The following is a 22,560-nucleotide window of genomic DNA, read 5'->3' as shown; positions in this document are numbered from 1 at the left end:
CGGACCACTCGGTGCCAAGGGTTGGGTGTCATCGGGGGCATGGTCCTGCGGGCGTTGCGGCTTGTCTGTGGTCTGCCCCACATCAGGGCAGAGACCTCGTGATCTGCGTGCCAGCGGTGCCGGCCAGCAGGGCTTCGATGTCTTCCAGCGCGCCGATCGCTGCCCGGTGCCCGGTGGCGCGCACGAAGCCGCAGGCGGCCTGCACCTTGGGCAGCATGGACCCGGCGGCGAAGCGGTGCATCTCCAGCGCCTCGGGCGTCGCGTGCCGCAACGCGCGCTGCGTCGGCAGCCCCCAGTCGAGGTACACCGCGTCCACGTCGGTGGCAATCACCAGCACGTCGGCCCGCAGCTCGGTGGCGATGAGGGCGCTGCACAGGTCCTTGTCGATCACGGCCTCCGCGCCCTGCAGGCCGCTGCCGTCGGTCCGGCGCACCACCGGTATGCCACCGCCCCCGGCCGCGATCACAAGCGCGCCGTGCTCCAGCAGCCAGCGGATCGCGTCCAGGCCTGGCACCCGCAGCGGCTTGGGCGACGCGACCACCCGGCGCCAGCCGCTGCCTTCGGCCACCATGGTCCATTGGCGGCTGGCCTGCACGTCGTCGGCCTGCCGCCGGGTGTAGACCGGGCCGATGGGCTTGGTCGGGGTGCGGAAAGCGGGATCGTCGGGGTCGACCTCGACCCGGGTCAGCAGCGAGGCCACCGCGCGCGAGGCCGGCAGCCGGTTGGCCAGTTCCTGTTCCAGCAGGTAGCCCAGCATGCCCTCCGACTCGGCGTCCAGCACGTCCAGCGGGTAACTGTCGACGGCGGTGTAGGCCGCCGATTGCAGCGCCAGCAGGCCGACCTGCGGACCGTTGCCGTGGGTCAGCACCATGTCGTGCGCGGCGGCCACGCGCGCCAGCTGATCCGCCGCGATGCGCACGTTGGCGAGCTGGTTGCCCGCGCTGGGCAGCTGCGAGCGCCGCAGCAACGCATTGCCACCGAGCGCCACGACGAGCTTCATGATGCCGGCCTCACGACAGGGTGGCGACCAGCACCGCCTTGATGGTGTGCAGCCGGTTCTCGGCCTGGGTGAAGACCACCGAGGCGTCGGATTCGAACACCTCGTCGGTGACCTCGATCTCGGTCAGGCCGTACTTCTCGTGCACCTCGCGGCCGACCTCGGTGTCCAGGTTGTGGAACGCCGGCAGGCAATGCATGAAGCGCGTGCGTGGCTTGCCGGTCGCCTGCATCAGCGCGTGGTTCACCTGGTAGGGCATCAGTTGCGCGATGCGCTCCTTCCAGACCGCGTCGCCTTCGCCCATCGACACCCACACATCGGTGTAGAGAAAGTCGGCGCCTGCGACCGCCTTGAGCGAATCGGTCTCCAGCGTGATGCGGGCGCCGGTGGTCTTCGCCAGCTCGCGCATCCAGGTCACCAGTTCGGCCGGTGGAGCCAGCTCGGCGGGCGAGCAGATGCGCACGTCCATGCCCATCTGCGTGCCGCCCACCAGCAGCGAGCAGCCCATGTTGAAGCGCGCGTCGCCCAGGTAGCAGAAGCTCAGTTCGTGCAGCGGCCGCTCGCCGAATTCCTCCATCGTCAGCAGGTCCGCCAGCACCTGGGTCGGGTGCGCCTCGTCGGTCAGGCCGTTCCACACCGGCACGTGCGAGAAGCGGGCGATGTCCTGCACCACGGTCTGGTGAAAGCCACGGTATTCGATGCCATCGAACATGCGTCCGAGCACGCGCGCCGTGTCCTTGAGCGACTCCTTGTGGCCCAGCTGCGAGCCGGCGGAGTCGAGGTAGGTCACATGACCGCCCTGGTCGTGCACCGCGACCTCGAAGGCGCAACGCGTGCGCGTCGAGGCCTTCTCGAAGATCAGCGCGATGTTCTTGCCCTTCAGGCGCTGGTGCTCGTTGCCGGCGGCCTTGGCGCGCTTGAGTTCGGCCGCGAGATCGATCAGGTAGCGGATGTCGCGCGGCGCGAAGTCGATCAGGTCCAGCAGGCTGCGGTTGTGGAGGTTGTAGCTCATGGAGGGTCTCGGGTGGGTGCGGTGCGGGCGCGTGTTCAGCGCAGCTCGAAGAGTTCCTGGTGGAAGTCGCGACCGGCCAGTCCCTTGGCCAGCAGGTCGTGGCGCAGCGCCTTGCCGAAGCCGGCCGGGCCGCAGAACCAGACGTCGGCGCTGTGCCACTCGGGCACGGTGGCGCACAGGCGATCGGCGTCGAGCCGGCCCTCGACCGTTTCCACCAGCACATGCAGCTTGGCGCCCGCCGCCTGCGCGGCGGCGGTGAGGCGCGCCACCGTGCCGTTGCGCGGCTCGGTCGTGGTGTAGAACAGGTCGATGGTCTTGCCGTCGGGCCGCAGGGCCAGTTCCTGCAGGCGGGCGATGAAGGGCGCGATGCCGATGCCGCCGCCCACCCAGATCTGCCGGGGCTTGTCGCTGGCGAAGTTGAACCGGCCGTAAGGCCCTTCCACCCGCAGCAGGTCGCCGGTGCGCAGCAGGGTCGGCAGCTGACGCGTGTAGTCGCCCAGCCCCTTGATCAGGAACACCAGGCGACCGTCGCCGGTCCAGGGCGAGATGATGGTGAAGGGGTGTGCGCCTTCGCTGGCGTCAAAGCGCACGAAGGCGAACTGGCCGGCGTCGTGGCCCGCCCAGCGGCTCTTGAGATGCACCACCACTTCGAGCACGCCCGCGCCCGCCGGCAGGCCGATGGCGTCGATCACGGCGATCGCCTGGCGGCTTCGGCCCACGCCGCCGAACAGCACCACCAGCGCCGCGACGCTGCCGGCCGCCATCAGCAAGCCCATCGCGATGCCGACCGGTTGTGCCCAGCTGCCGTCGCTGGTGAGCACCACGGCGTGGAACACCAGCACCAGGTAGACCAGCGGCAGCAGCCGGTGCGTCTGGAAGAAGCGCCGGTAAGGGAAACGCTTCCAGAGCGCCAGCACGATGAGCAGCACCAGCGCGTAGAAGGCCCACTCGCCCAACCCTTCGGCCGGGTCGCGCAGCCCGTGCAGCAGCGCCTGCAGCGCCGGTTCCGGTTCGGTCGATGGCACGCGGGCGGCCCGCGCCGGGCGCACCAGCCAGCCCAGCTCGGTCATCCATTTCGGCGCCTCGACCCACAGCCAGTGGGCGATGGAAAACACCAATGCCGAGATGCCCAACCACTTGTGCAGCCGGTACATCCGGTCCAGGCCGCCGAGCCAGGGCTCGAAGAACACCGGCCGGGTCGCCAGCACCATCGCCACGCTCATCACGCCGATCGCCAGCGTGCCGGTGCCCTGCAGGGAAGGTGCGCGCAGCGCGAACACGGTCGGCGCGAGGCCGGCGAATGGCGCCGTGGCCAGCCAGAGCGCGAGCACCAGCAGCAGCACGCCGGCCAGCGTCCACTGGATGCGGTGCGGGCCGCCCCCGGCGTGCGTCACAACGGGTCCCGGGTGACCGGGCAGGTCATGCAGTGGCTGCCGCCGCGGCCGCGGCCGAGTTCGCTGCTGGGCATGGTGATGACCTCGACACCGGCCTTGCGCAGCAGGGTGTTGGTGTAGACGTTGCGGTCGTAGGCCATCACCACGCCGGGAGCGACGCACAGCAGGTTGTTGCCGTCGTCCCACTGCTCGCGCTCCGCCTCCCAGGCGTCGCCGCCGGTGGCCACGGTGCGGATCTTCGGCAGGTTCATGGCCTGCGCGACCACCTCGGCGAAGGGCCGGGTCTCGGTGCGCACGTCCAGCTGGCCCTCGCGCTTTCCGGGTCGCAGGCTGTGCACCCGCAGCGCGTCGACCATCTCGGGAAAGATGGTCGCTAGGTCGCGGTCGCAGAAGCTGAAGATGGTGTCCAGGTGCATGGCTCCGCGCGACTTCGGGATCTGTGCCGCCAGCACATGGCGGGCACCACCGCTGGCAAAGAGCGCCCGCGCCAGTTGCGCCACGCCCTGCGGCGAGCTGCGTTCGCCCATGCCCACCAGCACCACGCCCTGGCCCAGCGGCATCACGTCGCCGCCCTCCAGCGTGGCCAGTCCGTGGTCCTGGTCCGGGTCGCCCCACCAGACCCTGGGCAGGGTGCCGTCGAGGGCGAACAGCGGGTGGAAGCGGTAGATGGCGGTCATCAGCAGCGTCTCCTGCCGGCGCGCGGGCCAGTACATCGGGCTGAGCACCACGCCGTCGCCGATCCAGCAGCTGTTGTCGCGGGGGAACAGCGTGTTGGGCAGCGGCGGCAGCACCCATTCGGCCGGGCTCGACACGCGGCCCAGCAGGCCCTCCAGATCGAAGGGCAGCTCGGCGCGCGCCACGCCGCCGATCAGGTGCTCGGCCAGCTTGCCGGGCGTCAGGGCTTCGAGCCAGGGCCGCACCGTCGCGGCGGTTTCCGCGTCAATGAGGTTGGGGCCGAGCTTGCGGTCCAGCAGCCACTGGCAGGCGGCGGGCATGGCCACCGTGTCGGCCAGCAGGTCGTGCATCTCCAGCACCTGGATCTCGCGCTCCTTCATCGCCGCGGTGAAGGCGTCGTGGTCGTTGCCGGCCTGCGAGACCCACATCACGTCGTCGAACAGCAGCTCTCGGCAGTTGGCCGGCGTCAGTCGCCGCTGCGCCAGACCCGGGCGGCACACGATCACCTGGCGCAGGCGGCCGACTTCGGAATGCAGGGCTGGTTTCATGGGGGCCTCGGTGGGGGTTTGGGTGGGCGGATCAGAGGCTGAGGCGGCCGGCCCACAGCAGCCAGGCCGAGACGGCAGCCAGCAGCAACAGGCCGGCCAGGATCAGCTGTTCGCGCCCGGTGAAGGCGCGTTCACCACGCTGGCGCTTGGCCAGCAGGTAGATGGCGGCGCCGGGGGCATAGAGCAGGGCGCTCAGCAGCAGGTACTTCAGGCCCGCCGCGTAAAGCAGCCAGACGCCGTAGACAGCGGCCAGCGCGGCGATGGGGATGTCGCGCTGCGGGTGGTGGGCTGCAACCTCGGGCAAGGTGGCGCCGTCGCCCTGCCAGGCCAGCTTGAGCCCGTAGACCGCGCTGAACAGGTAAGGGATCAGGATCATTGCGGTCGAGAGCGAAATCAGCGCGAGGTACGACGCCTTGGACCACAGCGTCAGCAGCAGGAACAGCTGCACCATGCCGTTGGTCAGCCACAGCGCGTGCGCCGGCACACCCTGGCGGTTCGATTCGCCCAGCCAGCGCGGCATCACGCCGCCGCCGGCCGGCGTGAACAGCGACTCGGCCGCCAGCAGCGTCCACGCGAGGAAGCCGCCACCCACCGACACGATCAGGCCGAGGTAGATCAGCACCGCGCCCCAGGTACCGACCACCTTCTCCAGCACCGGCGCCATCGACGGGTTCTTCAACCCCGCCAGCTCGGGCTGCGTGAAGATGCCCAGCGACAGCAGCGACACGCCCATCAGCAGCGCGAGACAGACGAGGAAGCCGATCACGGTCGCGCGGCCCACGTCTTCGCGCCGCGCTGCGCGCGCCGAATAGACGCTCGCGCCTTCGATGCCGATGAAGACCCAGACCGTGACCAGCATGGTGCTGCGCACCTGGTCGAGCACCGAGCCGAGTTTGGCGTCGCCCCAGAAGTCCAGCCGGAAGGTCTCGACCTGGAACGCCATGGCGACCAGCACGATGAACAGCAGCAGCGGCACCACCTTGGCCAGCGTGACCACGGCGTTGAGCACCGCCGCGCCCTGGATGCCGCGCAGCACCAGCGCATGCACCACCCAGACCACGACCGAGGCGCCGATCACCGACGCCAGCGTGTTGCCCTCGCCAAACGTCGGGTAGAAATAACCCAGCGCGCCGAACGCCGCCACGAGGTAGCCGACGTTGCCGATCCAGGCGCTGACCCAGTAGCCCCAGGCGGCGTTGAAGCCGACGTATTCCCCCGACAGCGCGCGCGCGTAGGCGAAGACCCCGTTGTCCAGCCCGGGCTTGCGCAGCGCCAGCATCTGGTAGGTCAGCGCCAGCATCAGCATGCCCAGGCCGGTGATGGTCCAGCCGATGACGATGGCGCCAGCACCCGCGCCGGATGCCATGTTCTGCGGCAGCCCGAAGATGCCGCTGCCGACGATGGAGCCGACCACCAGGGCGATCAGCAGGCCCAGGCGGAGTTTGGCGGGCGCTGGTTCAGGCGCAGGCGCGGGTGAGGTGGCAGCGGGGGTGTTCATGCAGGACCCAATCCATGAGGCGACCACCGGAAGGTGGTGCACGGAGGGTCAATGTGAACGCGGCCCGGTGGCCGGTCTGTGCGCTGCAGTACAGAGGCCCGCAGGCCGCTTCAGGAACCTTGCAGCAGGGTCGCCACCACGCTGGCGCCGAGCTGGTCTTCCGGGTCGAGCCGCTGGATCTGCGCCAGCAGCTGGCGCGAAATGTTCGCCTGGCCCTGGCGCAGGCGCAGGAAGGCCATGGCCTTGAGCGTGAACAGCCAGAAGCGCGCCGGGCCGGGGTGGCTGAAGTCGGCGTCGCCCGGGTTCACGCGCGTCCAGTCGGACGGCAGGCCGGCCTGTTGCGCCGCCACGGCCAGACCCTTGGTGGCAGCGTCCAGCGCCGGTTCCAGCTCGCCCAGGCTGGCGTGCAGCTTGTAGAGCAGGTAGTAGACCGGAAGGTCGCCCGGCGAAATCAGGACCGCCGTCCAGAGCAGGGCGGCGCCTTCCTGGCGCGACACCTGCCGGGCCTGTTCGATCAGGTGGCGGATGGTGGGCGAGGCGTCGCCACCGAACAGCTCGTTGGCTTCCTCGCCGGTGAACAGGTTCACCAGACTGTCCCGGGGGCGAGCAGGCGCTCGACCGGTGTGCCACCGACCAGGTGCGTGTCGAAGATCTCGACCACGTCGTCGGGTGTCACGTTGCGGTAGAGCACCGACTCGGGATAGACCAGCACATTGGCGCCCTGGTCGCAGGGGCCGATGCAGCCGGAGTACGTGATGGCCAGTCCGTCGTAGGCCTGGCGCTTCTGCTGCTCGGCCCAGAAGGCCTGCAGCACCGCGGTGCTGCCCTTGGCGGCACACGATCCGCGCGGGTGCTGCGGCGGACGGTTCTGGGTGCAGATGAAAACGTGTCGGGCGGGTTTGCTCATGGCGGCGCTTTCAACCGAATTTGAAGAGGATGCCGTGGCCGCCGCGCGGATATTCCCAGGCGACGTTGGCGTGTTCGGTGCAGATCACGCGGCAGCTGCCGCACTCCAGGCAGCCGTCGGTGATCAGGGTCACCGTGCGGTTGCCTTCGGCCTTGTAGCAGGCGGCCGGGCAGATGAAGGTGCAGGCCTGCGACTCGCAGTCGTTGCTGCAAACCTCGGCGTTCTTGATCTGGATGTGCGGCCGACCGTGGTCGACCTTGTAGCGGTTCTGGAAGAGCTTCTCTTCCACATTGACCGGGTGAGACAGAACGGTGCTCATCGTGAAGCCCTCCAGAGTTTGAATGCGTCGCCCATCAGGCCGGTCAGGCTGCGCTTGCTGCGGAAGCTGCCCAGGATTTCCTTTTCCTTGGTGCCCTTGTCCACGCCGTCCACGGTGAAGAAGGTCTTGGCCGCGCGGTTGACCAGCTCGGGGTAGGCGGTGAAGAACTGCGGGCTGCTGTGCAGCACGTCGGGCAGCTTGCGGTACTTCTTCAGGTCCTTCATGACGAAGGACTCGTCCATCTTGTCCTTGTAGGCCTTGAGCGTCTTCAGGCTCGGCTCCTGGCCCGCGGCCTTCATCTCGATCACCGTCTCGCCGGCCAGGCGGCCGCTGGTCATGGCCAGGTTGGAGCCTTCGCGGTGGGCGGCGTTGACGAAGCCACCCGAGTCACCCACGATCAGCCAGCCGGCGCCGTAGATCCGCGGCACGGCGTTGAAGCCGCCTTCCGGGATCAGGTGCGCGCAGTACTCCTTCATCTCGCCGCCTTCGATGAGCGGCGCGATGCTCGGGTGCTTCTTCAGCTTCTCCAGCAGCTCGTAGGGCTTGGTGCGCAGAGGGTTGGCCTTGAAGTCGCTGAGCATGCAGCCCACGCCGATGGTGAGCGACTCCTTGTTGGTGTACAGGAAGCCGGTGCCCACCATGCCCTCGGTCACCTTGCCCATCAGCTCGATGACCACGCCCTCGTCTTCCTTGATGTTGAAGCGCGACTGGATCACCTCTTCGGGCATGAAGAGGATTTCCTTGACGGCCAGGGCCACGTTGCCGGCGTCCAGCTCGCCGTGGAAACCGGCCTTGCGCGCCAGCGTGCTGTTGACGCCGTCGGCCAGCACCACCACGTCGGCGTACACCTCGCCGCCCAGGCGGTCGCAGCGCACGCCAATGACCTGCTCGCCGTCCAGCAGCAGCTCTTCCACCGTGGTCTCGCAGATCAGCAGCGCGCCGGCCTCGCGCACCTTGGACGAGAACCACTTGTCGAACTGCGCCCGGATGATGGTGTAGCGGTTGTAGGGCGGCTTGTTGTAGTCGTCGCTGCGGTAGTGGGTGCCGACGAAGCTCTCGTCGTCCATCATCCACATGCGCTGCTCGATGATGTGGCGCTCCAGCGGCGCGTCCTCGCGGAAGTCCGGGATGATCTGTTCCAGCGCATTGCTGTACAGGATCGCGCCCTGCACGTTCTTGCTGCCGGGGTATTCCCCGCGCTCGATCTGCAGGACCTTCAGGCCGGCCTTGGCCATGGTGTAGGCCGCGGCGTTGCCCGACGGGCCTGCCCCGACCACGATCGCATCGAACTTTTCGTTAGACATCACAGATCTCCTTGAACGAGGATTTTTCAAGCGGCCGCCGCGGAACCGGCTTTGCCGGGCCGCCAGCGGTGCCCCCTGGGGGGAGGCGGCCTTGGCCGCTTCGGGGGGTCATGCCACTCTCCGGATGCGCTTGTCGAGGTGGGAACGGAAAGCGGCGGTCAGCGCCGGCAGCACCTGCATCGCGTTGCCGACGATGCCGTGGTGCGCGAAGTCGAAGATCGGTGCGTTGGGGTCGGTGTTGATCGCCACGATCACATCCGAGGCCTCCATGCCCACCCGGTGCTGGATCGCGCCCGAAACGCCGGCGGCGATGTAAAGCTTGGGGCGCACGGTCTTGCCGGTCTGGCCGACCTGGCGCTCGGCCTCCATCCAGCCGGCCTGGGTCACGGCGCGGGTGGCACCCACCTCGGCGCCCAGCACGCGGGCCAGGTCCCACACCAGCTTGCAGTTGTCGGCGTTCTTCAGGCCCTTGCCGGCGGTGACGATGATGTCCGCGTAGGCCAGGTTGATGTTGTTGCTGGTGGCGTCGGGAATGAAGGCCAGCAGCTTGGTGACGATGTCGGTCTCGATCATCCCCAGCTCCATCGTGATGATGTCGCCGGTGCGGCTTTCATCGCGGGCCGGCATGGCGGCGGTGCGCGGGCGCATCGTGGCCATCTGCGGCCGGTAGGCCAGGGTCATGATGGTGCACAGCAGGCTGCCGCCGAAGGTCGGGCGGGTGGCGGCCAGGGCGCGACCGTCAATGTTCAGCTCGGTGCAGTCGGCCGTCAGCCCGGTGCCCAGCGTGGTGGCCACCGAGCCCGCGAGGTCGCGGCCCATGGTGGTGGCGCCCAGCAGCAGGATCTCGGGCTGGTGTTTGTTGACCAGGTCGGTCAGGCCCTTGGTGAAGGGCTCGTTGCGGTAGCCCTGCAGCACCGTGTCCCGCATGATGTAGCAGTGGTCGGCGCCGTAGATGTAGGCTTCCTTGGCGTAGTCCTCCAGCTTGTCGGACGGACCGCCCAGCAGCACGCCGCTGACCTCCACGCCCAGCTTGTCGGCCAGCTTGCGGGCCTCGCCCATCAGCTCCCAGCTGACGCTGTGCACCTGGCCGCGGTCGTGTTCGATGAACACCCAGACGCCCTTGTAGACCTTCAGGTGTTCGGGCAGTTCGGTGCTGCGGCCACTGCGGCCGGCGGTCTTGGCGGCACCCGCCGCGGCGGCGGCGGCCATCTGTGGAACATTCGCGGGTTTGGCGGCTTCACTCATGGTGTGCTCCTCAGGCGGACAGGCGCTCGACGGTCTCTTGCTCGAGCGTCGGGTGGGTGGTGAAGATCTTCTGCAGCAGGTTCAGGCAGACGTCGTTGACGCTGGTGCCATCGCCCACTTCCTGCATCTCGGCGCGCTGGCTGCGGGCCTTGGGTGCGAACACCTTGCTGACGATGGTGGGGCTGCCCTTGAGGCCGATCTTGGTGATGTCCTCGATGCCGGCGTCGTCCTTGCTCCACTTGCGGATCTGGCAGCGGCCGGCGCGCAGCATGTCGTCCATGGTGGCAAAGCGCATCTCGTTGGTGCCTTCGAGCATGGTGATCAGGCTGGGCAGTGTGGTCTGCAGGCGCTGCACGCCGCCTTCGGCGCGGCGCTCCACCGTCAGGGTGCTGCCGTCCAGGTCGACCTCGTTGATCTTGCTGACGTAGGTCAGCAGGTTCCAGCCCAGGCGCTTGGCGATGCCGGGGCCGACCTGGGCGGTGTCGCCGTCAATCGTCTGCTTGCCGGTGAAGACCAGGTCCACCGCCTGCTCGGCGTTGATCTTGCGGATTGCCGCGGTCAGCGCGTAGCTGGTGGCCAGGGTGTCGGCACCGGCGAAGGCGCGGTCGGTCACCAGGATGGCGTCGGTCGCGCCGAAGCTGATGCACTTGCGCAGCGCGTCCTCGGCCTGCGGCGGGCCCATGCACAGCATCGTGACGCGGCCGCCGAACTTGTCTTTGAGTCGCAGTGCTTCTTCCAGCGCGAACAGGTCATACGGGTTGACGATGGCCGGCACGCCCTGGCGCATGATGGTGTTGGTCACCGGGTGGACGCGGATCTGCGCCGAGTCCGGGACCTGCTTGATGCAGACGACGATGTGCATGTCAATGCTCCTTTCAGGCAGCGGCGCGTTGCGGCAATGAGGCTTTGAGGTTGTCGATCGACACGTGCTGGCGTCCACCGACGTCCTGGAACACCTTGAAGACCTTTTCCTGCGCGGGCGTGGAGCGCACGAAGTCGCTGTAGGCCTGGACCAGCAGGCTTCGGTAGGCGGTGAACATCGCGACCTCGTCGTGCTGCGGCATGTCGGCCGACTGCTGGCGCAGGTACTGGAAGAAGCGCTTGAGGATGTGCAGCCGGCTCACGTTGACCACCGCGGGATCGAACGGCACCCCGAAGAAGTGCAGGAAGTCTTCGGCCGACGACAGGGCCTTCAGGCGGGTGAGAAAGTCTTCCATGGTGTTCACTCCTCGTGGACGGTGACCGTTGTCTTGCGGTCGAAGCTGGGGGTGGCGCAGGGGTCTTCGCAACCGCCGCAGGCCGCGTCGGTCGAGGACAGGCCGGCGCCGGCGGCCTGCGCGCGTTCAAGCTGGGCGAGCCGGTCGAGCACGCAGGCCATGGCCTTGCCGACCGGGTCGGGGATCAGGTGGTGGTTGAGGTCGAAGCCGTGCGGCGTGCGGCGGCGCGGCGCCACCACGCGGCCCGGAATGCCGACCACGGTCGCGCCCGAGGGCACGGGTTCGATCACCACCGAGTTGGCCGCCACGCGGGCGCCTTCGCCGACGGTGATGGGGCCGAGGATCTTGGCGCCCGCGCCGACCACCACGCCATTGCCCAGCGTCGGGTGGCGCTTGCCAGGGTTCCAGCTGGTTCCGCCGAGCGTGACGCCGTGATAGAGCGTGACGTCGTCGCCGATCTCGGCCGTCTCGCCGATCACGACGCAGGCGCCGTGGTCGATGAAGAAGCGTGCGCCGATGCGCGCGCCCGGGTGGATGTCGACGTTGGTGATCCAGCGCGCGACGTAGGAAATGAAGCGCGGGCCGAAGCGCCAGCCGCGCGACCACAGTGCGTGCGCCAGTCGGTGCAGCGCCACGGCCTGCACGCCCGGGTAGATGGTCCAGATCTCCAGGCGATTGCGCGCCGCCGGGTCGCGCGCCAGCACGCAGGCCACGTCCCCGCGCACCAGCGTCCACCAGCCTGGTGAACGCTGGGCGGAGGTCGGGGCGGTGACAGCAAGCATGGGGTTCTCTCGATCGGTCATGACGCGGTGCCAGCAGCCGGCACGGCCGGACGTGATTCGGCGAGGAAGCGCTGCAGGTCCTGCGGCGTCGGCTCGCGCTTGACGTCCATCGCGTGGGCGCGGATGCGGCCCAGCAGACGGCCGGTCAGCCCGTCGTCGTTGAGCGCGACGCCGATCGATCCGTAGGCCATGCGCACCGACTGCGAGCCCGAGTGTTTGCCCAGCACCGTGCGGCGTTCCCGGCCCAGTTCGGCGGGGTCGAAGCTCTCGTAGGTGCTCGGGTTCTTGAGCAGGCCGTCGATGTGGATGCCGGATTCGTGCGTGAACACGGCCTCGCCGACGATGCTCTTGTTGAACGCGACCGGGCGGCCCGAGGCCTGTGCGACCAGGTGCGAGATGCCGACCAGCGATTGCGTGTTCACGCCGGTGTCGCCGCCGTGCAGGTGGCGCACACCCATCACGATCTCTTCCAGCGCCGCGTTGCCCGCGCGCTCGCCCAGGCCGTTGACGGTGGTGTTGGCGTGGCTGGCGCCGGCGCGCAGCGCCGCCAGGGTGTTGGCGGTCGCCAGGCCCAGGTCGTTGTGCGCATGGATCTCGATCTCCATGTCGGGCAGGTCCTGGCGCAGCTTTGCGATGGCCTCGAAGGTCGAGAACGGATCGAGCACGCCCAGCGTGTCGGCAAAGCGCACGCGCGAGGCGCCGCAGTTGGCCGCGCGGCGCGCGATCTGGGCCATGAAGGCGTGGTCGGCGCGCGAGGCGTCTTCCATGCCGAACGAGACCTGCAGGCCGCTGGCCGCGGCGCGGGTGATGACGCGCGTGACCTGCGTCATCACTTCTTCGCGGGTCTGGCGCAGCTTGTGGCGCAGGTGGATGTCGGAGACCGGCATCGACAGGTGAATGATGTGGGCCTCGCAGCGCAGCGCGGCGGCGAGGTCGGCGTCGGTCATGCGGCCCCAGACCATCAGGCGGGCCGGCAGGCGCAGGGCGGCGATCTCGTTGATGCAGGCGATCTCTTCGTCGCCCATCGCCGGAATGCCGATTTCCATCTCCGGGACACCGGCGGCCGACAGCGCACTGGCGATCGCGCACTTCTCCGCCACCGTGAAGGCCACGCCCGCCGTCTGCTCGCCGTCGCGCAGCGTGGTGTCGTTGATGACCAGGTGGTGTGCCATGTCGCGGTGTCCTTTCATGGACCTCATCGCATAAGGCGTGCCACCGTGTTGGCGGGTGTTTTGTGTGGGATTTGAAGCCGCTTTTGTCGTCCGGGCTCCGCGAGCCTCCGGGGCGGTGTCAGGAATGTTCCGTTTCACACACCGCCTTCCAACCATCTCACCGGCGGCGGCGAGCCTGTGTGCGCGGGGGCGCATTCAGGGGTGGCTGAGGGCGCGCGGGCGGGATCGGGCGCGCAGGTGCGCGCCTCGTTGACTGACCCACGGCCACTGTTTGAGCGGAGAGAGCGCAGCGAACGCAGCGAGTTTGGCCGTGCCGATCCCGCCCGTGTGCCCGCAGCGGAGTCGGCGCAGCCGACCACCCCGGTTGCGCCCTCGCGCACGCAGGCTCGCCGCCGCGCGAGGTACAACGAAAGCTATTTCTCGCGAGCGTGGTTGCGCGTATGCAGAGGCAGCTCAACCACCAGGTCGGCGTCCTTGAGCTTCACGCAGCAGGCCAGCCGCGACTGCGCGTCCAGCCCCCAGGCGTTGTCGAGCTGGTCGTTCTCTTCGTCGTCCGGCTCGGCCAGCGACCCGCCGCCCTCGCGCACATGCACATGGCAGGTTGCGCAGGCGGCCACCATGTCGCAGGCGTGCTCGATCGCCACGCCGGCCTTCAGCATGCTTTCGCACAGCGAAGCGCCGCGCTTGACTTCGAAGTCCTTGCCTTCGGGGCAGAGGTCGGGGTGGGGCAGGATGCGGACAACAGGCATCAGAGGCTTTCGAGCGAACGGCCGGCCAGCGCCTGCTGGATCGAGGCGTTCATGCGCCGGGCGGCGAACTCTCCGGTCGCCGACGACAGCTCGGCGCTGGCGATGCGCAGGCCCTGCACGTCTTCTTCGGTTTCCAGCACATCGGCCAGCTTGAACATCACCTGGCGGATCGCTTCGACCTCGGCGTCGTTCATCAGGTGACCGTCTTCCGCCAGCGCCGCGTCGGTCGCGTCCAGCAGACGGCGCGCGTCGATCTGCGCCTCGCGCAGGGACCGCAGCTGCATGTCTTTGGCCGAGGAGCCGATGGCGTCCTGCAGCATCGAAGAAATCTGTTCGTCGCCCAGGCCGTAGGTGGGTTTCACTTCCACGTGCGCCTCAACGCCCGAGGTCTGTTCGCGCGCCGTGACCGAGAGCAGGCCGTCGGCGTCGATCTGGAAGCTCACGCGGATGCGCGCCGAGCCCGCCACCGCCGGTGGAATGCCGCGCAGCACGAAGCGCGCGAGCGAGCGGCAGTCGCTGACCGACTCGCGTTCGCCTTGCACCACATGCAGGCTCATCGCGGTCTGGCCGTCCTTGAAGGTGGTGAAGTCCTGCGCGCGTGCCGTTGGCAGCGTCGAGTTGCGCGGGATGATCTTCTCGACCAGGCCGCCCATGGTTTCGAGGCCGAGCGACAGCGGGCACACGTCCAGCAGCAGCCAGCCGTCGCCGTTGGCGTTGCCGGCCAGCACGTCGGCCTGCATCGCCGCGCCGAGCGCGACCACCTGGTCGGGGTCGATGTCGGCCAGCGGCTCGACGCCAAAGTATTCGCGCACGGCGTCGCGCGCCACCGGCATGCGGGTCGATCCACCCACCAGCACCACGCCGGTGATCTCGGCGGTCGACAGGCGCGCATCGCGCAGCGCGCGCTTGGTCGCACGGATGGTCTGGTCGACCAGTGTCTTGGAGAGTTGCGCGAACTGCTCGCGGCTGAGGATCGCCTGCAGCGTCTCGCCCGCGGCCAGCGCCACGCGCAGCGGCGTCGTTTCGTGGGCCGACAGCGCTTCCTTGGCGGTGCGCGAGGCGCCCAGCAGCGAGCGCTGGGCCGACGGCGACAGCGCCTCGACGCCGGCGATGCCGTGTTGCTCGCAGAACCACTCCGCGATCACGCGGTCGAAATCGTCGCCGCCCAGGGCCGAGTCGCCACCGGTCGCCAGCACTTCGAACACGCCGCGCGAGAGCTTGAGCACCGATACGTCAAACGTGCCACCGCCCAGGTCGTAGACGACAAACGTGCCCTCGGCCGCCTTGTCGAGACCGTAGGCAATTGCTGCGGCGGTCGGCTCGTTGAGCAGGCGCAGCACATTCAGACCCGCCAGCCGCGCCGCGTCCTTGGTCGCCTGGCGCTGCGCGTCGTCGAAGTAGGCCGGCACGGTGATCACCACGCCCGCCAGCGGACCGCCCATCGCGTCTTCGGCGCGCAGCCGCAATGCGGTGAGGATGTCGGCCGAGACCTGCACCGGCGAACGTTCGCCCGCCGCGGTCTGAATGCCGACCATGCCCGCGCCGTCGACAAACCGGTAGGGCAGGCCCTTGGCCTCGCGCAGGTCTCCCAGCGTGCGGCCCATGAAGCGCTTGACCGAGACGATGGTGTTCTGCGGGTCTTCGGCCTGCTGCGCCTGTGCCGCGTGGCCGACCACCGGCTCGCCGTTGGCGAAGTAGCGCACCACCGACGGCAGCAGCAGCGCCCCGGCCGCGTCGGGCAGCGCCCGCGCCTGTGCGCTCTGCACCGTGGCGATCAGGGAATTGGTGGTGCCCAGATCGATGCCCGCCGCCAGCCGGTGCTGGTGCGGGGCGGCCGAGCGGCCTGGTTCAGCGATCTGGAGCAGAGCCATGGTGTGTTCAGACCGCGAAGCTTTCGCCGCAGCCGCAGTTGTTTTTCGCGTTCGGGTTGTTGAACTTGAAGCCTTCGTTGAGGCCTTCGCGCACGAAATCCAGCTCGGTGCCGTCGAGCATGCCCAGGCTGCGCGGGTCGACGATGACCTTCACGCCGTGGTTCTCGAAGCACTGGTCGTCGGCGTTCATCTCGTCGACGAACTCCAGCGCGTAGGCAAAGCCCGAGCAGCCGCTGGTCTTCACCGCCAGCCGCAGGCCCAGGCCCGCGCCGCGCTTGACCAGCGACCTCTCCACATGCCGCGCGGCGGCGGGGGTGAGCGAAACCGACATGGCGATCTCCTTCAGACGCTGAACGAGGAACCGCAGCCGCAGGTGGTCTGCGCGTTGGGGTTGTGGATCACGAAGCGCGAGCCTTCCAGGCCGTCTTCGAAATCGACCCGCGCGCCCATCAGGTATTGCTGGCTCATCGCGTCGACCACCAGCGAGACGCCTTCGGTCGAGACGATGGTGTCGTCTTCGGCGACCTGGTCGTCGAACACGAAACCGTAGGAGAAACCGGAGCAGCCGCCGCCCGTGACGTACAGGCGCAGCTTCAGGTCGGGGTTGCCTTCTTCCTGGATCAGCTCGGCCACCTTGGCGGCGGCTTGCGAGGTGAATTCCAGCAGGGCGGGGATGGGCGTCGACGGATTGGCGACAACTTCGGACACAGCGGACATGGCATTTCTCCTCAGGAGGGTTGCGGCTTCAATGACCGCGGGGTTCGCAGGCGTCTTTTTCCACCACCGTGTCGGTGGCGGGGCTTCCGTGGCGCGAGCGGTAGTCGGCCACGGCCGCCTTGATGGCGTCCTCGGCCAGGATCGAGCAATGGATCTTCACGGGCGGCAGCGCCAGCTCTTCGGCAATGGCGGAGTTCTTGATCGCCAGCGCTTCGTCCAGCGTGCGGCCGCGCACCCATTCGGTGACCAGCGAGCTCGACGCGATCGCCGAGCCGCAGCCGTAGGTCTTGAACTTCGCGTCCTCGATCACGCCCTGGGCGTTCACGCGGATCTGCAGCTTCATCACGTCGCCGCAGGCGGGCGCACCCACCATGCCGGTGCCGACGCTGTCGTCGTTGGCGTCGAACGCGCCGACGTTGCGGGGGTTCTCGTAGTGGTCAACCACCTTGTCGCTGTAGGCCATGGTTTTCTCCGGATTCAGGGTGGATGGATCAGTGTTCGGCCCACTGGATCGTGGACAGGTCGATGCCGGCCTGCACCATGTCCCACAGCGGGCTCATGCCGCGCAGCCGCGTCACCACTTCGGTGACCTGCGCAATCGTCGAATCGATCTCTTCGGCGGTCGTGAAGCGGCCGATCGAGAAGCGCACCGAGCTGTGCGCCAGCTCGTCGGTGCGGCCCATCGCGCGCAGCACGTAGCTGGGCTCCAGGCTGGCCGAGGTGCAGGCCGAGCCCGACGACACCGCCACGCCCTTGATGCCCATCAGCAGCGACTCGCCTTCGACGTAGTTGAAGCTGGCGTTCAGGTAGCCGCAGGCGCGCTGAACCGGGTCGCCGTTGAGCTCGACGCATTCCAGCTTGTTGATGCCGGTCCAGAGGCGCTCGCGCAGCGCGGTGATGCGGGCGTTGTCGCTCGCCATCTGCTCGCGCGCCAGCCAGAAGGCTTCGCCCATGCCGACGATCTGGTGCGTGGGCAGGGTGCCCGAGCGCATGCCACGCTCGTGACCGCCGCCGTGCATCTGCGCTTCGATGCGCACGCGGGGCTTGCGGCGCACATACAGGGCGCCGATGCCCTTGGGACCGTAGATCTTGTGGGCAGACAGTGAAAGCAGATCAACCGGCAGAACGTCCAGATCGATCACCACCTTTCCGGCGGCCTGCGCGGCGTCGACGTGCAGCAGCACACCCTTCTCGCGGCAGATGGCGCCGATGGCGGCGATGTCCTGGATCACGCCCGTCTCGTTGTTCACGAACATGACCGAGGCAAGCACCGTATCAGGGCGCAGTGATGCCTTGAATTGGTCCAGATCGAGCAGCCCGCTGGGCAGCACCGGCAGCACCGTGACCTCAAAGCCGTCGCGTTCGAGTTCGCGCATGCTGTCGAGCACGGCCTTGTGTTCGGTCGCGACGGTAACGAGGTGTTTTCCCTTCGCCTTGTGGAAGTGGGCGGCACCCTTGATCGCCAGGTTGTTCGACTCGGTCGCGCCGCTGGTCCACACGATTTCGCGTGGGTCAGCGTTGATCAGCGAGCAGACCTGCTCGCGGGCCAGCTCGACCGCTTCTTCGGCCACCCAGCCGTAGGCGTGTGAGCGGCTGGCGGGGTTGCCGTACTGCTCGGTCAGGTACGGCCACATCTTGTTGGCCACGCGGCGGTCGACCGGGGTCGTCGCGGCGTAATCCAGATAGATCGGCAGTGCTGTGCGGGCGGTGGCGTGAGGGGTGCTGTCGTCCGGCATGGCAGGCTCCTGGAAAAGGCGGTTGCCACCCCTTTTGCAACTTCGGTGCCATGCGGTTTTGTCGCTTCTGCGGCCCTCTGGAGACAGTTTTGTGTGGGCTTTGTGGGCCACCTGTCGGACAAAGGCGGGCGGGCGTGTCGGGTTTGTTGCAAACGCGGTGGCTCGTCATCACACGCCCCAACGACTGCCGTGCTTCGGCATGTTTTTTGCAGTGCAGCAAGCTCAAGGTCGTCGCCTCGCGGCGGATTCCCGCTGCTGGTGCATCCCGGACGGCCTCAACAGGATGGGAGTCCCATCGTGAACATGCAACCCCACTTGGTCCGACGTGAACTGGATGCGGTCTACGAAGTCAGCAAGACGCTGGCCACTTCGCTGGACGTCCACAAGACCTTCCGAGAAGCCCTCAACTATCTGCTGCACGCCTTCGACTGGCGCCGCACCTTCGTGGTGGTGGCCGACGCAGAAAACAAACTCAGCGGCATGTGCGCCATCGGCCTGACACAGGCCGAGCAGCAACGCCTGCATTTCGAATCCGGCGAAGGCATCGTCGGCCACGTGTACGCCAGCGGCGTGCCTGCCACCGTGCCCGACGTGCGCGCCGAGCCGCTGTTCCTCAACCGCACTGGCGGCGCCGACCAGAGCCCGGGCATTCCCGTTGCCATGCTTGCCACGCCGATCCGCGCCGACCACCGCACGCTGGGCGTGCTCGTGATCGACTGCCTCAACCCCGACGAGCGCCGCGTGTTCGCCGACGACCTGCGTCTGCTGCGCATGGTCGCCACGCTCATGGGTCAGGCCCTGCTGCTGCATCGCGGCGTGGCCGCCGCCCACGAAACCCTGCAGGATGAAACCCGCCGCATGCACAAGGCGCTGGGCGGCCAGCGCGCCAAGATCGAACAGGTGGTCGGCGTCTCCACGCCCATGCTCAAGGTGTTCGAACAGATCGAACAGGTCGCGCCCTCGCGCACCACCGTGCTGCTGCGCGGCGAAAGCGGCACCGGCAAGGAAGTGATGGCCCGCGCCATCCACAGTCTCTCGCCGCGCGCCAAGGAAGCTTTCGTCGGCGTCAACTGCGCCGCGCTGACCGAGAGCCTGCTGGAGAGCGAACTTTTCGGCCACGAAAAAGGCGCCTTCACGGGCGCCCAGGGCCAGCGCAAGGGCCGCTTCGAAATGGCCCACGGCGGCACGCTCTTCCTCGACGAGATCGGCGACATCTCCGCCTCGTTCCAGGCCAAGCTGCTGCGCGTGCTGCAGGAGCGCAGCTTCGAGCGCGTCGGCGGCGGCGCGCCTGTCAAGGTCGACGTGCGCCTCATCCTCGCGACCAACCGCAACCTCGAACGCATGGTGCAGGCCGGCGAATTCCGCGCCGACCTCTACTACCGCATCAACGTCGTCAGCATCCAGCTGCCGCCGCTGCGCGAGCGCCGCGAAGACATCCCTGCGATGGCGCAGCACTTCCTCGAACGCTTCAACCGCGAAAACGCCAAGGCCGCCAAGTTCAGCCCAGAGGCCATGCGCGTGCTCGCCAGCTGCTACTGGCCCGGCAACGTGCGCGAGCTGGAAAACTGCGTCGAGCGCACCGCCACCATGGCGGGCAACGACGTGATCACCGACCTGGCTTTTCCGTGCCGAGAAAACCGTTGCCTCACGCAGGTCCTGCACCACATCGAACGCGAAGACGCTGTGCGCCCCAGCCGCCTGGCCGAAATCCCGATCACCGAAATCCCCACCGCGCCGCCCCCGCGCCAGCCCGCCTACTTCAGCGGCGGCGATGCCGACCCGGGCCACTCGCGCCCGGCCGATCTGGACGCGCAGGACAGCGGCTTCAGCGCCCCGCTCGCCCCCTCGGCCGGGGCAGAGCCGGCGGGCGCCGCCGCCACCTCAGCGGCCCGCGCCGACGACAAACCCGAAGGCGAACGCGAACGCCTGATCTGGGCGATGGAACGCTGCGGCTGGGTCCAGGCCAAGGCCGCCCGCCTGCTCAAGATCACGCCCCGGCAGATGGGCTATGCGCTGCAGAAGCACGGAATCGAGGTGAGGAAGTTCTGAGCGCCTCGTGGCGTCGTCAATCTTCCAAACTGAGCGGCTTGACGTCTGTTCCGTCGACCTGCACAGAGAAGACGGCTTCCGGCCACACCTCGCCCTTGAACGCATACACAAGAACGATCTCGCAGGACCGTTGAACCTCGACCCCTTCCAGTTGCAACTGCGCCCACAACATTTCAGGCGAAGTCGGGCATTCGTCTCCCCACAAAGGCTCATCCAGATACGGTTGCCACAACGAGAAGAGGGCACGGCTCAATGGGGCCGAGAGTGAGGCGTAGTTGCCCAGGCAGACCAGTACCGCCCTTCCAATGCTCTCGTTGGGCGCGTCGTCTGTACCGTCGATGCGCAGCCAGATGCGTTGCGTTTTGTCCGGCCCAGCCACGCTCCCGCTCCAGCCGTGTCGGTCCTGCGTCAACAGACCGAGGCTTGGATCGGTTGCTTGCTTTCGGCTTGATCTGCCAAAGAGCTTCATGCAGCGCCGAACTCCGCCTTGACCGGCGCCGAAGCCAGGCGCCACATCAGCCAGCCCGACACCGCCGAGAAGCCGACCGCCATCGCAATCGAAACGACCCACATCGTCGTCGCCATGCTCTCGAACTGCGCGTGGAACTCCGGCGGCGCTTCGGGCATGGCCGACATGGACGAGAAGACCGATTGCTGGATGAAAAGCCCGGCGATGTTCCACAGGATGCTCAAGCCCATCAGGGCGAGGAACACCAGCCGAGCCCACTCCTTGCGCTTGAGCAGGCCGATGCCCGAGGCCAGCGACACCACCATCAACAGCCAGAACACGGCAAACAACGCGCGGATGTGCTCAAACATGAAGACGGCGAACGCTGGCAGATGCTCCGCGCCCGAGCCGGTGGGCGGTGTCATCTGGTCCACAGGAATCACGGTGAAGACCAGGATGTTCTGTAGCGTCGAGATGACCACGCCGAGCGCCGACGGGACGATCACCATCCAGGCGAGCGTGGTCACGAAGGTGGAGCGCTGGGTGGGCGCGGTCGGGGTGAGGGATGACATGGGTTCCTCCTTGTGGTTCATGGTTGTTCTGATGCCGCATCGTAGCCAGTGGGTGCTCAGGCTCGGGAGGCTGCGGTGAATAGCCGTCATATTCACCGCACAAAAAGCGGTGAATATGACGCACAATCGCCGCATGTTCTCCGACAAGCCACAACGCCGCCGCACTTACCTCTGGCAACGCCCCGACTGGCCGCAGTGGCGTTTTGACGCGGCTACGCTGGCCGCGCCGCTCGCCCAGGTGCACCGCGCGCAGGGCCATCTGGCTGGGCGCATGGCTGAGCTCGGACTGGCCCAGCGCGACCAGGCCACGCTGCAGGCCCTGACGCAGGAAGTCATCACCACCAGCGCCATCGAAGGCGAAGCGCTCAACCTCGACGCCGTGCGCTCCTCCATCGCCCGCCGTCTTGGCGTCGACATCGGCGCCCTGGCTCCGGCCGACCGCCATGTGGACGGCGTGGTGGACATGGTGCTCGACGCCACCCAGCACCACGCCCAGCCACTCACCGCCGAGCGCCTGTTCGGCTGGCACGCGGCCCTGTTCCCCACCGGTTTCAGCGGCCACGTGCGCATCAAGGTCGGCCAGTGGCGCAACGACGCGGTAGGCCCCCTGCAGGTGGTGTCCGGCCCCCTGGGCCGGGAGAAGGTGCACTACGAAGCCCCGCCCGCCGCGGCGCTGCCCGCCGAAACCGCCGCCTTCCTGCAATGGTTCAACGCCGCCCCGGCCGGCGACGCCCTCATCCACGCCGGGCTGGCCCACCTGTGGCTCGTCACCCTGCATCCCTTTGACGACGGCAACGGCCGCATCAACCGTGCCGTGGGCGACATGGCGCTGGCCCGGGCCGAGGGCTCGGCGCAGCGCTTCTACAGCCTCAGCGCACAGATACAGCGCGAGCGCAAACAGTATTACGACCAGCTCGAAACCACCCAGCGCGGCACGCTGGACGTCACGCCCTGGCTCGGCTGGTTCCTGGCCTGCCTGTTGCGCGCCGTGCAGGGCGCCGACGGTCTGCTGGCGGGGGTGCTGGACAAAGCCCAGTTCTGGCAGCGCTGGGCCGGCACACCCATGAATGCGCGGCAGACGCTGGTGCTCAACCATGTGCTGGACCGTGCGCCGGGCGATACGCCCGGCAAGCTCACGAATGCGAAGTGGGCTGCGATCGCCAAGTGCTCGGCCGACACGGCGCTGCGCGACATCAACGACCTGCTGGAGCGGGGTGTTTTGCGCAAGCTGGAGAGCGGGGGGCGGAGTACTGGATACGTGCTGAACAGGTAGTCAAGTTCAAGCAATTTCCTTGGTACGAAGTTCTTGAGTGACCAGGTAAGCACTTCTGTGCAAATCCCGCGTTGC

General features: G+C 68.0%; 24 protein-coding genes. 2 read left to right on the top strand and 22 right to left on the bottom strand.

What is annotated here, in order from left to right; all coding sequences use genetic code 11:
- Positions 1-82: 82 nt before the first annotated feature.
- The 20 genes from arcC to ACLIJ1_RS14775 all read right to left on the bottom strand — a co-directional run bounded on the left by arcC (position 83) and on the right by ACLIJ1_RS14775 (position 18,143).
- A complete protein-coding gene (arcC, locus tag ACLIJ1_RS14870; RefSeq protein ID WP_411366313.1) occupies positions 83-1,000 on the bottom strand; it encodes a carbamate kinase in 918 nt (305 codons plus the stop codon).
- A 10-nt stretch (positions 1,001-1,010) separates the two neighbouring features.
- Entirely contained in the window at positions 1,011-2,009 is a 999-nt protein-coding gene (argF, locus tag ACLIJ1_RS14865; RefSeq protein WP_411366312.1) for an ornithine carbamoyltransferase, read from the bottom strand.
- Between the two features lie 35 nt (positions 2,010-2,044).
- On the bottom strand, positions 2,045-3,403 hold the full coding sequence (locus ACLIJ1_RS14860) for a ferric reductase-like transmembrane domain-containing protein (protein WP_411366311.1): 1,359 nt from the start codon (positions 3,401-3,403) through the stop codon (positions 2,045-2,047).
- The gene (locus ACLIJ1_RS14855) at positions 3,400-4,626 is read right to left on the bottom strand and encodes an arginine deiminase (protein ID WP_411366310.1); all 1,227 of its coding nucleotides are present in this window, start codon (positions 4,624-4,626) and stop codon (positions 3,400-3,402) included. The genes ACLIJ1_RS14860 and ACLIJ1_RS14855 overlap by 4 nt, the downstream gene beginning before the upstream one ends.
- Before the next feature lie 31 nt (positions 4,627-4,657).
- On the bottom strand, positions 4,658-6,124 hold the full coding sequence (arcD, locus tag ACLIJ1_RS14850; protein WP_411366309.1) for an arginine-ornithine antiporter: 1,467 nt from the start codon (positions 6,122-6,124) through the stop codon (positions 4,658-4,660).
- 110 nt (positions 6,125-6,234) lie between these two features.
- The gene (locus ACLIJ1_RS14845) at positions 6,235-6,711 is read right to left on the bottom strand and encodes a hypothetical protein (RefSeq protein ID WP_411366308.1); all 477 of its coding nucleotides are present in this window, start codon (positions 6,709-6,711) and stop codon (positions 6,235-6,237) included.
- A complete protein-coding gene (locus tag ACLIJ1_RS14840; RefSeq protein ID WP_411366307.1) occupies positions 6,708-7,031 on the bottom strand; it encodes a (2Fe-2S) ferredoxin domain-containing protein in 324 nt (107 codons plus the stop codon). The genes ACLIJ1_RS14845 and ACLIJ1_RS14840 overlap by 4 nt, the downstream gene beginning before the upstream one ends.
- Positions 7,032-7,041: 10 nt before the next feature.
- On the bottom strand, positions 7,042-7,350 hold the full coding sequence (locus ACLIJ1_RS14835; RefSeq protein ID WP_411366306.1) for a ferredoxin family protein: 309 nt from the start codon (positions 7,348-7,350) through the stop codon (positions 7,042-7,044).
- Positions 7,347-8,654: an FAD-dependent monooxygenase gene (locus ACLIJ1_RS14830; RefSeq protein WP_411366305.1), complete on the bottom strand. Its 1,308-nt coding sequence runs from the start codon at positions 8,652-8,654 to the stop codon at positions 7,347-7,349. Before ACLIJ1_RS14830 ends, ACLIJ1_RS14835 begins: the two co-directional genes overlap by 4 nt.
- A 108-nt stretch (positions 8,655-8,762) precedes the next feature.
- Positions 8,763-9,899 (bottom strand): electron transfer flavoprotein subunit alpha/FixB family protein, encoded by a 1,137-nt coding sequence (locus tag ACLIJ1_RS14825; RefSeq protein WP_411366304.1) that lies wholly within the window; start codon positions 9,897-9,899, stop codon positions 8,763-8,765.
- A gap of 10 nt (positions 9,900-9,909) precedes the next feature.
- Entirely contained in the window at positions 9,910-10,761 is an 852-nt protein-coding gene (locus ACLIJ1_RS14820; RefSeq protein ID WP_411366303.1) for an electron transfer flavoprotein subunit beta/FixA family protein, read from the bottom strand.
- Between the two features lie 13 nt (positions 10,762-10,774).
- Complete coding sequence (gene nifW / locus ACLIJ1_RS14815; RefSeq protein ID WP_411366302.1) at positions 10,775-11,116, bottom strand: nitrogenase stabilizing/protective protein NifW; 342 nt, start codon at positions 11,114-11,116, stop codon at positions 10,775-10,777.
- A gap of 5 nt (positions 11,117-11,121) precedes the next feature.
- Positions 11,122-11,898 carry a serine O-acetyltransferase gene (gene cysE, locus ACLIJ1_RS14810; RefSeq protein WP_411366301.1) on the bottom strand — a complete coding sequence of 259 codons (777 nt, stop codon included), beginning with the start codon at positions 11,896-11,898 and terminating at the stop codon, positions 11,122-11,124.
- A gap of 17 nt (positions 11,899-11,915) precedes the next feature.
- Positions 11,916-13,070, bottom strand: a complete 1,155-nt coding sequence (nifV, locus tag ACLIJ1_RS14805; RefSeq protein WP_411366300.1) for a homocitrate synthase — start codon at positions 13,068-13,070, stop codon at positions 11,916-11,918.
- A gap of 413 nt (positions 13,071-13,483) precedes the next feature.
- Complete coding sequence (fdx, locus tag ACLIJ1_RS14800) at positions 13,484-13,819, bottom strand: ISC system 2Fe-2S type ferredoxin (protein ID WP_411366299.1); 336 nt, start codon at positions 13,817-13,819, stop codon at positions 13,484-13,486.
- Positions 13,819-15,690, bottom strand: coding sequence for a Fe-S protein assembly chaperone HscA (gene hscA, locus ACLIJ1_RS14795; protein WP_411366298.1), 1,872 nt, complete (start codon positions 15,688-15,690; stop codon positions 13,819-13,821). The genes fdx and hscA overlap by 1 nt, the downstream gene beginning before the upstream one ends.
- Before the next feature lie 7 nt (positions 15,691-15,697).
- On the bottom strand, positions 15,698-16,021 hold the full coding sequence (gene iscA, locus ACLIJ1_RS14790) for an iron-sulfur cluster assembly protein IscA (RefSeq protein WP_411366297.1): 324 nt from the start codon (positions 16,019-16,021) through the stop codon (positions 15,698-15,700).
- 11 nt (positions 16,022-16,032) lie between these two features.
- Positions 16,033-16,407: an iron-sulfur cluster insertion protein ErpA gene (erpA, locus tag ACLIJ1_RS14785; RefSeq protein ID WP_411366296.1), complete on the bottom strand. Its 375-nt coding sequence runs from the start codon at positions 16,405-16,407 to the stop codon at positions 16,033-16,035.
- Between the two features lie 28 nt (positions 16,408-16,435).
- Entirely contained in the window at positions 16,436-16,870 is a 435-nt protein-coding gene (iscU, locus tag ACLIJ1_RS14780) for a Fe-S cluster assembly scaffold IscU (protein WP_411366295.1), read from the bottom strand.
- Between the two features lie 28 nt (positions 16,871-16,898).
- Positions 16,899-18,143: an IscS subfamily cysteine desulfurase gene (locus ACLIJ1_RS14775; protein WP_411366294.1), complete on the bottom strand. Its 1,245-nt coding sequence runs from the start codon at positions 18,141-18,143 to the stop codon at positions 16,899-16,901.
- 303 nt (positions 18,144-18,446) lie between these two features.
- Here ACLIJ1_RS14775 and nifA point away from each other — a divergent pair, with 303 nt between their 5' ends.
- Positions 18,447-20,192 (top strand): nif-specific transcriptional activator NifA, encoded by a 1,746-nt coding sequence (gene nifA, locus ACLIJ1_RS14770; protein WP_411366293.1) that lies wholly within the window; start codon positions 18,447-18,449, stop codon positions 20,190-20,192.
- Between the two features lie 16 nt (positions 20,193-20,208).
- Here nifA and ACLIJ1_RS14765 read toward each other — a convergent pair whose 3' ends face one another.
- Both ACLIJ1_RS14765 and ACLIJ1_RS14760 read right to left on the bottom strand, forming a co-directional pair.
- Positions 20,209-20,661 (bottom strand): hypothetical protein, encoded by a 453-nt coding sequence (locus tag ACLIJ1_RS14765; protein WP_411366292.1) that lies wholly within the window; start codon positions 20,659-20,661, stop codon positions 20,209-20,211.
- Positions 20,658-21,212 carry a hypothetical protein gene (locus ACLIJ1_RS14760; RefSeq protein ID WP_411366291.1) on the bottom strand — a complete coding sequence of 185 codons (555 nt, stop codon included), beginning with the start codon at positions 21,210-21,212 and terminating at the stop codon, positions 20,658-20,660. Before ACLIJ1_RS14760 ends, ACLIJ1_RS14765 begins: the two co-directional genes overlap by 4 nt.
- A 133-nt stretch (positions 21,213-21,345) precedes the next feature.
- On the opposite strand from ACLIJ1_RS14760, the gene ACLIJ1_RS14755 reads away from it, so the two are divergent.
- Positions 21,346-22,485 carry a Fic family protein gene (locus tag ACLIJ1_RS14755; protein ID WP_411366290.1) on the top strand — a complete coding sequence of 380 codons (1,140 nt, stop codon included), beginning with the start codon at positions 21,346-21,348 and terminating at the stop codon, positions 22,483-22,485.
- Positions 22,486-22,560: the final 75 nt, after the last annotated feature.

The organism is Hydrogenophaga sp. RWCD_12, assembly GCF_046604225.1.
Classification (GTDB): domain Bacteria; phylum Pseudomonadota; class Gammaproteobacteria; order Burkholderiales; family Burkholderiaceae_C; genus Hydrogenophaga.
Note: the sequence above shows the minus strand (reverse complement) of the source record. Positions and strands in the feature narration are given on the sequence as shown.

Coding starts and splice junctions, on each gene's coding strand:
- ACLIJ1_RS14760 (WP_411366291.1), bottom strand. CDS start 21,212: ATGTCATCCCTCACCCCGACCGCGCCCACCCAGCGCTCCACCTTCGTG.
- ACLIJ1_RS14835 (WP_411366306.1), bottom strand. CDS start 7,350: ATGAGCACCGTTCTGTCTCACCCGGTCAATGTGGAAGAGAAGCTCTTC.
- argF (WP_411366312.1), bottom strand. CDS start 2,009: ATGAGCTACAACCTCCACAACCGCAGCCTGCTGGACCTGATCGACTTC.
- nifV (WP_411366300.1), bottom strand. CDS start 13,070: ATGGCACACCACCTGGTCATCAACGACACCACGCTGCGCGACGGCGAG.
- ACLIJ1_RS14840 (WP_411366307.1), bottom strand. CDS start 7,031: ATGAGCAAACCCGCCCGACACGTTTTCATCTGCACCCAGAACCGTCCG.
- hscA (WP_411366298.1), bottom strand. CDS start 15,690: ATGGCTCTGCTCCAGATCGCTGAACCAGGCCGCTCGGCCGCCCCGCAC.
- arcC (WP_411366313.1), bottom strand. CDS start 1,000: ATGAAGCTCGTCGTGGCGCTCGGTGGCAATGCGTTGCTGCGGCGCTCG.
- cysE (WP_411366301.1), bottom strand. CDS start 11,898: ATGCTTGCTGTCACCGCCCCGACCTCCGCCCAGCGTTCACCAGGCTGG.
- iscA (WP_411366297.1), bottom strand. CDS start 16,021: ATGTCGGTTTCGCTCACCCCCGCCGCCGCGCGGCATGTGGAGAGGTCG.
- ACLIJ1_RS14775 (WP_411366294.1), bottom strand. CDS start 18,143: ATGCCGGACGACAGCACCCCTCACGCCACCGCCCGCACAGCACTGCCG.
- ACLIJ1_RS14765 (WP_411366292.1), bottom strand. CDS start 20,661: ATGAAGCTCTTTGGCAGATCAAGCCGAAAGCAAGCAACCGATCCAAGC.
- ACLIJ1_RS14855 (WP_411366310.1), bottom strand. CDS start 4,626: ATGAAACCAGCCCTGCATTCCGAAGTCGGCCGCCTGCGCCAGGTGATC.
- arcD (WP_411366309.1), bottom strand. CDS start 6,124: ATGAACACCCCCGCTGCCACCTCACCCGCGCCTGCGCCTGAACCAGCG.
- nifW (WP_411366302.1), bottom strand. CDS start 11,116: ATGGAAGACTTTCTCACCCGCCTGAAGGCCCTGTCGTCGGCCGAAGAC.
- nifA (WP_411366293.1), top strand. CDS start 18,447: ATGCAACCCCACTTGGTCCGACGTGAACTGGATGCGGTCTACGAAGTC.
- fdx (WP_411366299.1), bottom strand. CDS start 13,819: ATGCCTGTTGTCCGCATCCTGCCCCACCCCGACCTCTGCCCCGAAGGC.
- erpA (WP_411366296.1), bottom strand. CDS start 16,407: ATGTCCGCTGTGTCCGAAGTTGTCGCCAATCCGTCGACGCCCATCCCC.
- ACLIJ1_RS14820 (WP_411366303.1), bottom strand. CDS start 10,761: ATGCACATCGTCGTCTGCATCAAGCAGGTCCCGGACTCGGCGCAGATC.
- ACLIJ1_RS14830 (WP_411366305.1), bottom strand. CDS start 8,654: ATGTCTAACGAAAAGTTCGATGCGATCGTGGTCGGGGCAGGCCCGTCG.
- ACLIJ1_RS14825 (WP_411366304.1), bottom strand. CDS start 9,899: ATGAGTGAAGCCGCCAAACCCGCGAATGTTCCACAGATGGCCGCCGCC.
- iscU (WP_411366295.1), bottom strand. CDS start 16,870: ATGGCCTACAGCGACAAGGTGGTTGACCACTACGAGAACCCCCGCAAC.
- ACLIJ1_RS14755 (WP_411366290.1), top strand. CDS start 21,346: ATGTTCTCCGACAAGCCACAACGCCGCCGCACTTACCTCTGGCAACGC.